This window comes from Hominilimicola sp. (assembly GCF_046972485.1).
Taxonomy (GTDB): domain Bacteria; phylum Bacillota; class Clostridia; order UBA1381; family UBA1381; genus Hominilimicola; species Hominilimicola fabiformis.
This window is the reverse complement of sequence record NZ_JBKVWU010000021.1, coordinates 1-14,104: the sequence shown is the minus strand read 5'-3', so window position 1 is coordinate 14,104 and position 14,104 is coordinate 1. Positions and strand designations below refer to the sequence as shown.

Here is a 14,104-nt window from a genome sequence, read left to right as displayed (position 1 = left end):
GCTGAAAATGCAATACTTTTTTTGTTTGTTTTAAACAAGAAAGTAATGAATTATATATGAAAAACTTACAAAGAATAAAAATATCAAAAAAACTATTGACAAAAGTTTAACAATCTCATATAATAGTGTTGTAAAGATTGATAAATAAATAACGATAAAAATTTATCAATCTAAATAAACAAAGTCAATAATAAAAATTCGGAAGATTTCATACTATGTCAAAACAGAGTCTTCTGTAAAAACATCTTATCAGCCTACAATAAGATGCAAAGAAAAACTAACAACCCGTAGGCAGAAAGGCTATGGAATTATTATGGCAGAGATTAACGTAAATGAAATGATTGACGGCTACGTTGCAAAAGCACAAAAGGCTTTGGACGAATTTATGGCACTTAATCAAGAACAGATTGACACAATCGTAAAGGCAATGACTCTTGCAGGTCTTGACAAGCATATGGAGCTTGCAAAGATGGCTGTTGAGGAAACAGGCAGAGGCGTGTATGAGGACAAAATAACCAAGAATATGTTTGCAACAGAATATGTTTATCATTCAATCAAGAATGAAAAAACAGTTGGTGTTATTGCTGAAAACGACCTTGAAGATTACGAAATTATAGCAGAGCCTGTAGGCGTTGTATGTGGTGTTACACCTGTTACAAACCCTACATCGACAACAATGTTTAAGGCTTTGATTTCCGTTAAGTCAAGAAACCCTATTATTTTCGGTTTCCATCCGGGCGCTCAAAAATGCAGTGCGGCGGCTGCTAAGATAGTTCTTGACGCGGCAGTTGCGGCAGGTGCGCCTGAAAACTGTATACAGTGGATTGAATACCCATCAATCGAGGCAACAAACGCACTTATGAATCATCCGGGTGTTGCAACAGTTCTTGCAACAGGCGGCAGCGGAATGGTTAAGGCGGCATACTCAACAGGTAAGCCTGCACTTGGCGTCGGTCCGGGTAACGTACCTTGCTACATTCATAAGAGTGCTGACCTTGAACAAGCGGTTAACGACCTTATCCTTTCAAAAACATTCGACAACGGTATGATTTGTGCGTCTGAACAAGCCGCAATCGTAGATAAGGCAATCGCACCGAAATTTGAAAAACTTATGAAGAAATACGGCTGCTACTTTGCAAAGCCTGACGAAATTAAAAAGCTTAGCGATTACTGCATCGACAGTGAAAAGGGTGCTGTAAACCCTGTAATTGTAGGTAAGCCTGCAACATGGATTGCGGAGCAAGCGGGAGTGAAAGTTCCTGAGGGTACGAAAATTCTTCTTGCAAAACTTGACGGCGTAGGTCCTGAATATCCGCTTTCAAGAGAAAAGTTGAGTCCGGTACTTGCATACTTTATCGTTGATTCAACAGAAGAAGGAATCGACAGAGCAGAAGAAATGGTTATGTTCCACGGTATGGGACACTCGGCTGTTATTCACGCAAATGATGAAGATGTAATTCAAAAGTATGCTGCAACAATGAAAGCAAGCCGTCTTATCGTAAATTCACCGTCATCACACGGTGCAATCGGTGACATTTATAATACAAATATGCCGTCACTTACACTTGGCTGCGGTAGCTACGGCGGTAACAGTGTCAGCGGTAACGTTACAACGGTGAACCTTATAAATCAGAAGAGAGTGGCTAAGAGGAGAGTAAATATGCAGTGGTTTAAAGTTCCGGATAAGATTTATTTTGAGCATAATTCAATTCAGTACCTTGAAAAAATGCCGAATATCACTCGTGCATTTATCGTAACAGACCCGGGTATGGTTTCTCTTGGTTATGTAGATAAGATTTTGTATTACCTAAGAAAGAGAACGGAGCACGTTCATTGTGAAATTTTCTCAGATGTAGAGCCTGACCCGTCAATCGAAACAGTAAAACGCGGTGCACAGATGATGGACGAATTTAAGCCTGACGTAATTATCGCACTTGGCGGAGGCAGTGCAATGGACGCCGCAAAGGGTATGTGGCTGTTCTATGAACACCCTGATGTAGACTTTAATTCACTGAGACTTCGTTTCCTTGATATAAGAAAACGTGCGTTTAAGTTCCCTAAGATGGGTAATAAGGCACAACTTGTAGCTATTCCGACAACTTCCGGTACAGGTAGTGAAGTAACAAGTTTTGCGGTTATTTCTGATAAGAAGAATAATATGAAGTATCCTCTTGCAGACTACGAACTAACACCGAATATTGCGATTATCGACCCGCAGTTTGTAATGTCACTTCCGAAATCAGCAACTGCCGACACAGGTCTTGACGTGCTTACACACGCACTTGAGGCATATGTATCTGTAATGGCGTCGGATTACACAGACGGTCTTGCAATGAAAGCTATTCAGCTTGTATTCAAGTATCTTCCGAGAGCATACAAGAACGGTGCTGAGGACGCAGAGGCAAGAGAAAAAATGCACAATGCAAGTTGTATGGCAGGTATGGCATTTACAAACGCATTCTTGGGACTAAATCACTCAATCGCTCATAAAATCGGCGGTGAGTATCACGTTCCTCACGGCAGAGCAAATGCAGTATTGTTGCCGCACGTAATTAAGTATAATGCGTCAACACCTTCAAAGTTTGTGTCATTCCCTAAGTATAAGAAGTTCATTGCAGATGAAAAGTATGCTGAAATCGCAGCATTCTTGGGACTTCCTGCAAAAACAACAGAGGAGGGCGTACAGAGCCTTATAAATGCGGTTATAGACCTTATGAAAGAAGTTAATGAGCCGTTGTCATTCTCTGAATGCGGAATTGATGAAGAAACTTATATGAGAAATGTTCCTGACATTGCAAACAAGGCTTTTGAGGATCAGTGTACAACTGCAAATCCGAAGTTGCCGCTTGTTAAGGAAATTGAACAGATTATGATAGACGCTTATAAAGGTGTAAACTAATTGTTGAAATTTATCGGAAATAGGTATATAATTGATTGCGGAATATAAAGTTCTGTATTCCATAATCAATCAACGGGGGTTACCGAAAGGTAGCCCCTTTTCCTTTTTATTCAAAATAACGTAATGTCAGAATTTGTTGTGAAACGAAAAAATAATGAAAATGTCATATAAAAGCACTCATTTTATGTTATAATATAAATAATTAATTTAATCGGCATATAATAAATTAGGAAGGAGCGATTTTAAAATGGAAGAAGTATTTGATAAAATAAAGGAACACGCAAACAAAGCTAAGGACAGCGCGGTGCAGGTGACAAAAACAGTCATTGAGAAAACAAACAACATAGTAAACCAAACAAAATTAAAGTTTTCAATAAGCGAAACGAAAAGCAAAATTAAGGACATCTATACCGAAATTGGAAAGTCTGTATATGAAAATTATAAATCAACAGGCGAAGTGATTGACGATATGGAAGAAAAGTTCGCTAAAATCGACGCTATGACGGAGGAAGTTAACGAGCTTAAAGAACAGCTTTATCAGCTTAAAGAAAACGTAAAGTGTCCGAAATGCGGTGCGTATAATCATTCTGATGATGTGTACTGCTCAAAGTGCGGTGAAAGAATTTACAACGTAAATTCAGACGATACAGACAGTTATGACGATGATGAAGTTGTTATAATAAACGCTAAAAAACCTGAAACAGAAGAGGATTAATTATATGTCCGGTAGATTTGATAAGTTTTTTGATTATGCCTATGAAAAGGGCAGAGATATAGCTAAGAAATTTCACGGAAATAAGGGTGACAAGATGGATAAAAAGGGAATGAACATAGAATCATATGACGGTCAGGACGCTTTTTACACAGGCACTGACGAGGAATATGAAGAATTTTTGAAAAATGTCGATGTAAAAACAGATAATGATGCCGATGCAGAGCCTGTTGAAAACACTCAAAGAATTAATTTGAACGAAACGATTAATATTCAAAGTGTTATCGATAAATTCAAGAAAAAAGCCGGTGACATTGAAAACGGTGCAAGAAAGTTTAAAGACACGGTTGTAAGCAAGGTTGATGAATTTAAAGCTAAAAAAGAAGCCGAAAATACAACTGAGGCTGAAAACGAAAAAGAAGAAAAAAAGAAAGATAATTCTTTTGAAAAGGTTGTAAAAACGGCAGAGGATATTAAGGAAGATATTAAAAATGCCGTTGACGAAAGCGGTATAAAGGAAAAAGTTAAGAATACCGTTAAAAATTCGGTTGAAAAGATTGACAATAAGCTTGATAACATTCGCGAAAGCGTTGTTTCTGTATCTGAAATGTCAGACAGATTTGATGATGTTGAAAGCAAAATTCAAAATGTGTCAGAGGATATTGACGGCTTGAAATCGAAGATTAAAGATATTTCGGAAAAGTTGAATATTATTGATGTTCAAGATAACGAAAGAATGAAAGAACATAAGGATAATTATTCCGAGATCAAAAATTCGGTTGATGAAATAGCGAAAAGTGTTTCGGAAGTTAAACAAGCATTTAATTCGATTTCAAAACTTAATGACAGTGTGTTCGATTTGAAAAATACACAACTTAATACAAAAAATACAATTTCAGAACTTGAATCGAGTTTTGTAAAACTTAAAAAGAAATGCGTTCTCGGTGTAACCGTGCTTAGCATTTTAAGTGCAATTGTGATTGTGCTTGAAGTTGTATTAATGCTTTCATAAAATTGAATGATACATGAAAAGATCATAAGTAAATTATGGTCTTTTTTGATAGAAAATTATGGCCTTTTTGTAAACAATTTTTTAAATCTATTGACATAAACGTCAATAAGGAATATACTAATATGTGTTGTATGTGTTAAACATATAACGAATATAACGACTTATCTGCCCGCTGATAAGCGTTAGAATAGAATAATTGTGGGCAGAAAGGCTATGGAATATAATTATGAATTTTGGCAGATTTGGAAAAATAGCAAGTGTATCATTGATTGGTGCAATGTTGCTTGCAGGTTGTTCGGGAAACGGTCAAACTGTTATGAAAATAGGCGATACTAATATTACGGAAGGTGCGGTTAATTTCTTCGCAAATTACGGAATGGGTACAGAGGACGTAGACACCGCAGTTGATAATCTAAAGCAAGAATATCTTCTAAAAGAAGTTGCAAAGGCAATGGATATAACTCTAACCGACGATGAGGCTAAACAAGTTAAAAGCACTATTTCAAATTTTAAGGCTCAACAGGGCGGTAAAAAAGCCGGCGATAAGTTGCTTAAAAAGTACGGTGTTGATGATGATATAATGGAAACAATTATTTCGGCATCAACATATTCAAAGCAGATAATGGATCAGCTTGACGTTGCAGAACCGACAGATGATGAAGTTAAGCAGTATTTCGTAGATAATTATTTAAGAGCAAAGCATATTCTTATTTCAACAAAGGATATGACGACAGGTGCAGATCTTGATGAAGACAAGCTTGCAGAGGCTGAAAAGAAAGCAAACGAAATTCTTGAAAGAGCAAAGAACGGTGAAGATTTCGATGCACTTATAAAGGAATACAATGAAGACCCGGGTATGGAATCAAATCAAGACGGATACTTCTTTACAGACGGTGAAATGGTTTCTGAATTTGAAGATGCGACAAAGTCAATCGAGCCGGGCGAAATCACAATGTGTAAATCAGATTACGGTTATCACATCATAAAAAGATTACCGATAGACGAATCGGATTCAAAGTTTGGTGAGTATTTGGAAAACAATAAATCAGCAGTTCAGTCGGCAGTCACTTCAAAGAAACAAGAAGAGGCTCTTGAAAAGAAAGCTGAAGAATTGGGTATCAAGGTAGAGGTAAACCAAGATAAGATTGATAAAATGGTTATTCAGCCAAAGGATACGCCGGAACCTACAACAGAGGCGGAACCTACAACAGAGGCTAAATAAAATGACAAATCAAGCAAGTCTGTTATAAAAACAGACTTGCTTTTTTAATCTTTTTTCGTACAAAAGTCTTGACTAATGTCAAAAAGTATGGTATAATTTCATATGTTGTTGACAAGTATGCCGATGTGGCGGAACTGGCAGACGCCCGGGACTTAAAATCCCGTGGGAAGAAATTCCCGTACCGGTTCGACCCCGGTCATCGGCACCAAATGACTTAGAACTTTGTTCTAAGTCATTTTTTGTTGAAAAAATATAATATTAATTAGTGAAATAATATTGTAATACAAAACAAAATATGATAAAATAAAACTGATGGGCGGTATTTCGGAAGAAAATTGCACCTGACATTTAGTGCGTTGCGGTGATATTATCGGAGGTGATAATATAAACGCAATAGGATTTATCGGAGCGGGAAAATGCGGTATGAGTCTGGCTTACTATTTCAGAAGCAAGGGCGTAAATGTAATCGGTTTCTCGTCACGAAGTAACAATACAGAAGATTTTGAGCTTTACAGCCGTGAAAAGCTTATAAATAATAGTGACATAATTTTTATAACTACAAATGATGATAATATCCAAACGATTTGGAACAAAATCAAGGATATGAATTTAAAAGAGAAAATTATATGTCATTGCAGCGGCTCTGTGTCAAGTGAAATTTTTAAAGGTGCAGACAGTGAAAATGTTTGCAGTGTTCATCCGATGCTGGCATTTAACAGCAAGCATACGTCATTAAATGCAATATCAAACGCTTTTTTTACTGTCGAAGGTGGCGGAAAAGCAGTTGATACTGTTTCAGAAATTCTTTCATTATGCGGTAACAGATTTAAGATTATTACACCGGAAAATAAAGCCAAATACCATGCGGCGGCGTGTTTTGCGTCAAATTTTGTCGTATCGGTTTGCTATAAGGCAACGGAGCTTTTACAGGAGTGCGGTTTTTCAAAGTCGGAAAGTGAGAGTGCACTGTCAACACTGATGAAGTGCAATATGGACAATATACTTAAAGTCGGTTGTGAAAAAGCAATCACAGGACCTGCGGCAAGAGGGGATATGGCGACTGTTGAAAAACATATTGAAGTGCTTGATGAAAGAACAAGAGAGTTATACAAAGAACTGACAAATGTTATATTTGATATGAAAAACGGAGGAATAGAATGAAAAACACAACAGTAACCTTTAAAAATAAGAAAACTGACGGTGAAAAAATTACAATGCTTACAGCTTATGATTACACAACGGCAAAACTTGAGGACGAGGCAGGCGTTGATTCAATACTTGTAGGCGATTCGCTTGGTATGGTTATTATGGGATATGACAGTACATTGTCTGTGACAATGGATGATATGATACATCACAGTAAAATCGTTGCAAGAGGTGCAAAAAATGCACTTGTCGTAACGGATATGCCGTTTATGTCGTATCAAACATCTGTGTATGACGCAGTTGTGAACGCAGGCAGACTCATAAAAGAAGGTCATGCCGACGCGGTTAAACTTGAGGGCGGAGTTAAATTTGAGGAACATATAAGAAAAATCGTAGACGCGTCTATTCCTGTTGTCGGTCATATCGGAATGACGCCTCAATCGGTCAACGCGTTCGGCGGCTTTAAGGTTCAGGGCAAAAATATAGATGACGCAAAACGAATTATAGATGACGCAAAAGCGGTTGAAAGAGCCGGCGCATTTGCGGTTGTTTTGGAATGTGTACCGACACCGCTTGCAACATACATAACGGAAATTCTTTCAATTCCTACAATAGGAATCGGTGCGGGCAACGGCTGTGACGGTCAAGTGCTTGTATATCAGGATATGCTTGGAATGTATTCCGATTTTACACCGAAGTTTGTAAAGAAATACGGTGAATTGGGCGAGAGTATGAAAAATTGCTTTAAGGAATATTGCAGCGAAGTGAAAAACGGTACATTCCCAAAAGAGGAAAATTCGTTTAAAATGAGTGAAGAAGTTATGAAACAAATAACGGAGGAAGAATAAAATGCAGATAGTAAAAACAATAGATGAAGTAAGGAAAACAGTTAAAGCATGGAAAAAGGAAGGACTTACGGTTGGTCTTGTTCCAACAATGGGTTATCTTCACGAAGGACATAAAAGCCTTATAGAGCGTGCGGTAAAGGAAAATGACAGAGTTGTTGTAAGTGATTTTGTAAATCCTACACAGTTCGGTCCTAACGAGGATTTTGAAAGTTATCCGAGAGATATTAATGCGGATGCGAAACTTTGCGAAAGTGCGGGTGCGTCAATTATATTTAATCCTGAAGCTGATGAAATGTATGACAATGCACTTACATTTGTTGATATGAACAAGATTACAAAGGTACTTTGCGGTAAAACAAGACCTATTCATTTTTCAGGTGTGTGTACTGTTGTAAGTAAGCTGTTCAATATCGTTCAGCCTGACAGAGCATATTTCGGTCAAAAGGACGCACAGCAGTTATGCGTTATAAAGAAGATGGTTAAGGACTTGAACTTTGATATTGAAATAGTCGGTTGTCCTATAATTCGTGAAAATGACGGCTTGGCAAAGAGTTCAAGAAACACATATCTAAACGCAGACGAACGCAAGGCGGCACTATGCCTTTCACGTTCGCTTGAAATCGGCAAGAAGATGATTGCAGACGGCGAAACAGACGTAAAGACAATTATTTTGGCAATCAAAGCGGAGATTGGAAAAGAACCTCTTGCAAAGATTGACTATGTGGAAATGGTTGACTTCAATCAGCTTGAAACACTTGAAAAAGTACAAAAGCCGCTCCTTTGCGCAATGGCGGTATATATCGGAAAAACACGTTTAATAGATAATTTTATAATGGAGTAAGGAGAAAATAAGCAATGGAATTAACAATGCTTAAAGGTAAGATACATCGTGCAACCGTTACACAGGCAGAACTTGATTATGTCGGAAGTATAACGATTGATACGGCACTTTTGAAAGCGTCCGGTATACTTGAATATGAAAAGGTGCAGATAGTTGATGTAAACAACGGTCAGCGCTTTGAAACGTATACAATAGCCGGAGAAGAAAATTCGGGCGTTATATGCCTTAACGGTGCGGCGGCAAGATGTGTTCAAAAGGGTGATAAAGTTATTATTATGGCATACTGCAATATGACGGCGGACGAGGCAAAAGAACACAGGCCGACAGTTGTATTTGTTGATGACGACAACAAGGTGTCGCAAATCACGCAGTATGAAAAACACGGAGAAATAAAGTAATCTTTGCATATTGGAGGGATATATATGAATTTGCATACATTTATAAAGAAGTCAAAGGATTATATTTCCTGTTTCGTAAAATACGGTGCGGCGGTAATTGTCGCACCTTTTGCGAAAAACAAAGAAAAGTATAAGGATTTATGGCTTATAGCGGAGCGCGGAATTGACGCAAGGGATAATGCGTATTATTTGTTCAAGTACATTACCGCAAATCATCCCGAAATCAATATTGCTTACGCAATAACGAAAGATTCCGCTGACAGAGAACGTGTGGAAAAACTCGGCAGAATTATAAATCATAACAGTTTTGAACATTACATTTCGCTTGTGCTGTCAAAAGTAAAAATCAGTACACATATTATGGGTTACACACCGTACATAGATTTTTTTGTTAAGGCTGATAAAAAGGGTATTATAAAGGGCAAAAAGATATTTTTACAGCACGGTATCATCAAGGATAACCTTACATATTTGTATAACAATAATGTGAATTTGGATTTGTTTGTGTGTTCGGCAAAGCCTGAATACGAGTATGTCAAGAACTTGTACGGATATAAGGATAGCGTTGTGCAAATGCTTGGTTTGTGCCGTTATGACGCACTGTATAAAAATGAACAGCCGACAAAAAAAGTTTTGCTTATGCCGACTTGGCGATACAATCTTCAAGGGGCTGACAAAAAAGAATTTGTAAAAAGCGAATATTACAAGGTGTATTCAAATTTTCTTGCAAGTGAAAAATTAAAAAACGTTCTTGAAAAATACAATTATGAATTGCTTTTCTATCCTCATATTGAGTTTCAGAGATTTATTGATACGTTTAAAGGCGGCGAGCAAGTTAAGATTGTTACGTTCAATGACAGTACGGTGCAAAATTTACTTATTAAATCGGACGTTCTTATAACCGATTTTTCAAGCGTGTTTTTTGATTACGGATATATGGAAAAACCTATGATTTTCTATCAGTTTGACAAAGAGTCATTCAGACAACAGCATTACGAAGAAGGTTATTTCGACTATGAACGTGACGGTTTCGGTGAAATTTTGTATGATGAAAATGACGTTATAGACGAACTTGACAGAATACTTGAAAACGGTTGCGTGCTTGATGATAAGTACAGAAAAAGAATTGATAAATTCTTTACGCTTAGAGATGAAAATAATTCACAACGTAATTTTGAGGCTATAAAAGAAATTTGCGACAGAGGTTGAGTATGAAAAAAGTAAGTATCATAATTCCCGTATACAATATGGAAGAGTGGGTTGAAAGCGGAATTAAGTGTATAACGGAACAGACATATGAAAATCTTGAAATTATAATAATTGACGACGGTTCAAAAGACGGAAGTTATATGAAATGCCTTGCCGAGGCGGATAAGGACAGACGTATTGCGGTATTCGGCAAAAACAACGAAGGACCCGGTGCGGCAAGAAATCTGGCACTTAGAAAAGCAACGGGCGATTATATATATTTCTTTGATATAGACGATTATCTTGAAAAAAATGCGATAGAAAAATTTGTCCGTTATATGGAAAATGAAAATACCGACCTTGTTGTGTGCAGTTTTTCTATGTTTGACGGTGAAAAGGTTTTCCGCACTGTCAAAAAGGCTGACGGACTTAAACGTACAGGCGAAGATGCACGAAAAGATTATTATGAGCATATGTTTATGTACGGCGAACGCGGTATTCAAGGGGCGGCTTGGTTTAAGCTATACAAGACCGATATAATCAGAAAAAACGGTATTGAGTTTCCTAAGCTCAGAAAAAGCGAGGACGATGTTTTTGTCGCAAGGTATGTAAACTGTATAGACAGTTTTTATATGACCGGCGATGTACTTTGCAGATACTATGTAAACTCATATAAAAGATTTTGGGATAAGTATCGCTTTGATATTTTTGATACGTCAAGACAGTCTACAATGTACGTTAAGGACATTGTTTTAAGCTGGAACAGAAATAACAAGGACGTTTTGCAGAGAATTTATGACGATTATTTTCATAAAACATTCGGAAGTTTCTGCTTTTTGTTTAATCCGAACTTGAAATTAAACCGCAATGCAAGGTATGCGAGGTTAAAAGAAATAACGGATATTTTTATGGACGATATATCTTGTGACGGTATAGAAATCAACCATCCGATTTTTAAGAGTATGAAAAAGAAAAATTACAGAGCGATTTATGTAAGAATTGTGCTTCATATTTTGAAACATAAATTCGACTGAATTTGACACAAGCTATTGACTAAAGAATAAAACAGTGGTACTATTTTATAGTGCCACTTTATTGATGTATAAATTAAGGGGAGAGAATTTTGAATCAGAAAGAACGTCTTGAAATGATCAGAAGAAAGCGTTTGCGTGAACAACGCAGACGTAAATTTTTAATTCGCAGAGTATTTGTATTTGCAGTTGCAATTATAATCGCAGCTCTTGTTATATTCGCAATTAAAGGGTGCGTGTCGTCCGTATCGCAAAGGGCGGAGCAGAAAAGACAGGAGGAGCTTGCGGCTATGTCAACGCAGACGCCGACAACTGCACCGGCACAAAAATCAAATTCATCGGATATTGACCAAAATTATTATCAAAATTCGGCGTTCATCGGTAATTCGTTCGTAGACGGAATGATGAATTACAGCCTTGTAGAAGGTGCGGATTATTTTGCGAGAATCGGTTTGAATGTCAATGACGCAATGACGAAATCCACATCAACGGGTACAGTGCCTGTTATTGAAGAACTTAACAACGGCAAGAAGTACAATAAAATATTTATGATATTCGGTGAAAACGAACTTGGTTGGGCTAATTCGGATACATTTGTAGAGCAGTACGGTGCACTTATTGACAAAGCAAAGTCATATCAGAGTACGGCAAAAATATATTTGTTTGCGATAACCCCGGTAACCAAAGAGGTATCGGACAATAACGTGGATAATACAAATAACGAGCAAATAGTTAAATACAATGAATTGATAAAGAAACTTGCCGAGAGCAAAGGTGTTGTCTATGCGGACGTATACAGTGCCGTTGTAGGCGAGGACGGCAATTTGCCTGACGGAGTGGCGAGTGACGGTATTCATTTCGGAGAAGATTATTATAAAAAGTGCTTGGTTTATATACAAAATAATATAAAATAATCAGAAGAGAGGATATATGAGATGAAAAAATTAGTTTTGGGTTTGGCGGCAGTTATGATGTGCGTATCGCTTGCAGGCTGCGGAGGTAAGGCTGTTGATATAAATGAGCTTGCGTCGGCATTGTCGAGTGACGGTAAATTTGCGGAACAGCTTACGGAGGTTTCATCGGATATTGCTGAAAAGAGATATATGATTTCAGACGGCGAAGTTGAAGAATGTGTGTCATATACAGGTACACCGGCGGTTGTTGATGAAATTACAATATTTAAAACATCAGATACGGAATCAGTGAAAGAAAAAGCCGAACAACATATTGAAACACAAAAAACAACATACACAAGCTATGCACCGAATGAAGTGTCAAAGCTTGACGACTGCGTTGTTGAAACTGTCGGTGATTACGTTATCGTATGCGTAAGCGAGGACTCATCAAGCGTACAGAGCATAATTGACCAATATACAAAATAATTTGAAAGGGTGTAGGTAGTGTACTTTTCAAGTTTATTATTTTTGTTCGTGTTTCTGCCGATAGTTTTGGCGGTATACTATATTGTGCCGAGAAAATTCAGAAATGCATTTTTACTCTTGGCCAATCTTGTATTTTACGGTTGGGGAGAGCCTGTTTTTATTTTAATAATGATTGTTTCTGTCGTGTCGAATTATATATTCGGACTGCTGATAGAAAAATACCGCGATAACCAAAAACGTAAAAAAACGTTTTTGGTTTTGTCGCTTGTAATTAGTTTAGGACTTTTGGCGGTGTTTAAATATACGGGATTTGTCACTGATATATTGAGAGCAATTCCGCCGTTTAGCTTTATGCCAAAAATCAATTTACCGTTGCCGATAGGAATTTCATTCTATACATTCCAGACGTTATCGTATACGATTGATGTATACCGAGGGGACACTAAAGCACAAAAAAGCCTTGTGTCGTTCGGAACGTATGTTTCATTTTTTCCACAGCTAATAGCAGGGCCGATTGTAAGATATACAGACATTGCGAAAATGCTTGATGAAAGACGTGAAAACATATCGCAGTTTGCCGACGGTATAAAGTTGTTTGCAGTTGGGTTGGCGAAGAAAGTTCTTATTGCAAATCAAATGGGTGTACTTTGGGATACAATCAGAGGAACGTCGTCAAACGGCATAGTCGGTGCGTGGATTGGCATAATTTCATATGCGTTTCAGATATATTTTGACTTTTCGGGATATTCCGATATGGCTTGCGGACTGGGTAAAATGTTCGGTTTTGAATTTATGAAAAACTTTAATTATCCGTATGTTTCAAAGACGATAACTGAGTTTTGGCGCAGATGGCATATTTCGCTTAGTTCATGGTTTCGCGACTATGTTTATATTCCGCTCGGCGGCAACAGGTGCAAATTACCGCGTGTGATTTTTAATTTGTTTGCAGTTTGGGCATTGACAGGATTATGGCACGGTGCAAATTTTAATTTTATTGCGTGGGGAATTTATTATTTTGTTATCCTTGTGCTTGAAAAATATGTGTACGGCAAATATCTTGAAAAATTGCCGTCTTTGCTAAAACACATATACGCATTGTTTTTAATACTTCTCGGTTGGACAATTTTCTATTTTGAAGATTTCGGACAATTTGCGACGTATTTGACAAGTATGTTTACGTTGAAAAACGGTATTATCGGCGGTGATACGCTCAGTACAATACTTATGTATTTGCCGATTTTGATTGTGACGGCAATGGCGTCACTTCCGATATGGAAGAACACGTATTTGAAATTAAAGTATAAAAAGTATATGGGCGTGTTGGAAATTGCATTTTGTGCGGTTGTGATTGTGCTTTGTACGGCGTCACTGGTAAATCAAAGCTATAATCCGTTCCTGTATTTCCGTTTCTAAGGGGTGATATAA

At 37.5% G+C, this 14,104-nt stretch carries 13 protein-coding genes and 1 tRNA gene; all 14 read left to right on the top strand.

Going from position 1 to position 14,104, the window contains the following annotated elements; all coding sequences use genetic code 11:
- Positions 1-313 precede the first annotated feature (313 nt).
- Positions 314-2,899, top strand: coding sequence for a bifunctional acetaldehyde-CoA/alcohol dehydrogenase (adhE, locus tag ACLTU0_RS04160; RefSeq protein WP_412321483.1), 2,586 nt, complete (start codon positions 314-316; stop codon positions 2,897-2,899).
- A 247-nt stretch (positions 2,900-3,146) separates the two neighbouring features.
- Positions 3,147-3,614, top strand: coding sequence for a zinc ribbon domain-containing protein (locus ACLTU0_RS04155; protein ID WP_118446660.1), 468 nt, complete (start codon positions 3,147-3,149; stop codon positions 3,612-3,614).
- A gap of 4 nt (positions 3,615-3,618) precedes the next feature.
- Positions 3,619-4,623 carry a hypothetical protein gene (locus ACLTU0_RS04150; protein WP_117968889.1) on the top strand — a complete coding sequence of 335 codons (1,005 nt, stop codon included), beginning with the start codon at positions 3,619-3,621 and terminating at the stop codon, positions 4,621-4,623.
- 226 nt (positions 4,624-4,849) lie between these two features.
- On the top strand, positions 4,850-5,845 hold the full coding sequence (locus ACLTU0_RS04145; RefSeq protein ID WP_147513696.1) for a peptidylprolyl isomerase: 996 nt from the start codon (positions 4,850-4,852) through the stop codon (positions 5,843-5,845).
- A 119-nt stretch (positions 5,846-5,964) separates the two neighbouring features.
- Positions 5,965-6,053: transfer RNA gene (locus ACLTU0_RS04140), tRNA-Leu, on the top strand.
- Between the two features lie 143 nt (positions 6,054-6,196).
- A complete protein-coding gene (locus ACLTU0_RS04135; protein WP_308456116.1) occupies positions 6,197-7,006 on the top strand; it encodes a Rossmann-like and DUF2520 domain-containing protein in 810 nt (269 codons plus the stop codon).
- Positions 7,003-7,839, top strand: a complete 837-nt coding sequence (panB, locus tag ACLTU0_RS04130; RefSeq protein WP_412321482.1) for a 3-methyl-2-oxobutanoate hydroxymethyltransferase — start codon at positions 7,003-7,005, stop codon at positions 7,837-7,839. Before ACLTU0_RS04135 ends, panB begins: the two co-directional genes overlap by 4 nt.
- Position 7,840: 1 nt before the next feature.
- Positions 7,841-8,680, top strand: a complete 840-nt coding sequence (gene panC / locus ACLTU0_RS04125) for a pantoate--beta-alanine ligase (RefSeq protein ID WP_022230777.1) — start codon at positions 7,841-7,843, stop codon at positions 8,678-8,680.
- Between the two features lie 14 nt (positions 8,681-8,694).
- A complete protein-coding gene (panD, locus tag ACLTU0_RS04120) occupies positions 8,695-9,078 on the top strand; it encodes an aspartate 1-decarboxylase (RefSeq protein WP_412321481.1) in 384 nt (127 codons plus the stop codon).
- Between the two features lie 24 nt (positions 9,079-9,102).
- The gene (locus ACLTU0_RS04115) at positions 9,103-10,287 is read left to right on the top strand and encodes a CDP-glycerol glycerophosphotransferase family protein (protein WP_412321480.1); all 1,185 of its coding nucleotides are present in this window, start codon (positions 9,103-9,105) and stop codon (positions 10,285-10,287) included.
- A 2-nt stretch (positions 10,288-10,289) separates the two neighbouring features.
- Positions 10,290-11,300 (top strand): glycosyltransferase family 2 protein, encoded by a 1,011-nt coding sequence (locus ACLTU0_RS04110; RefSeq protein WP_412321479.1) that lies wholly within the window; start codon positions 10,290-10,292, stop codon positions 11,298-11,300.
- Positions 11,301-11,389: 89 nt separating this feature from the next.
- Positions 11,390-12,211, top strand: coding sequence for a GDSL-type esterase/lipase family protein (locus ACLTU0_RS04105; RefSeq protein WP_412321478.1), 822 nt, complete (start codon positions 11,390-11,392; stop codon positions 12,209-12,211).
- A 21-nt stretch (positions 12,212-12,232) separates the two neighbouring features.
- Positions 12,233-12,679: a DUF4358 domain-containing protein gene (locus tag ACLTU0_RS04100; RefSeq protein ID WP_117967611.1), complete on the top strand. Its 447-nt coding sequence runs from the start codon at positions 12,233-12,235 to the stop codon at positions 12,677-12,679.
- 18 nt (positions 12,680-12,697) lie between these two features.
- Positions 12,698-14,092: an MBOAT family O-acyltransferase gene (locus ACLTU0_RS04095; protein WP_412321477.1), complete on the top strand. Its 1,395-nt coding sequence runs from the start codon at positions 12,698-12,700 to the stop codon at positions 14,090-14,092.
- Positions 14,093-14,104 lie beyond the last annotated feature (12 nt).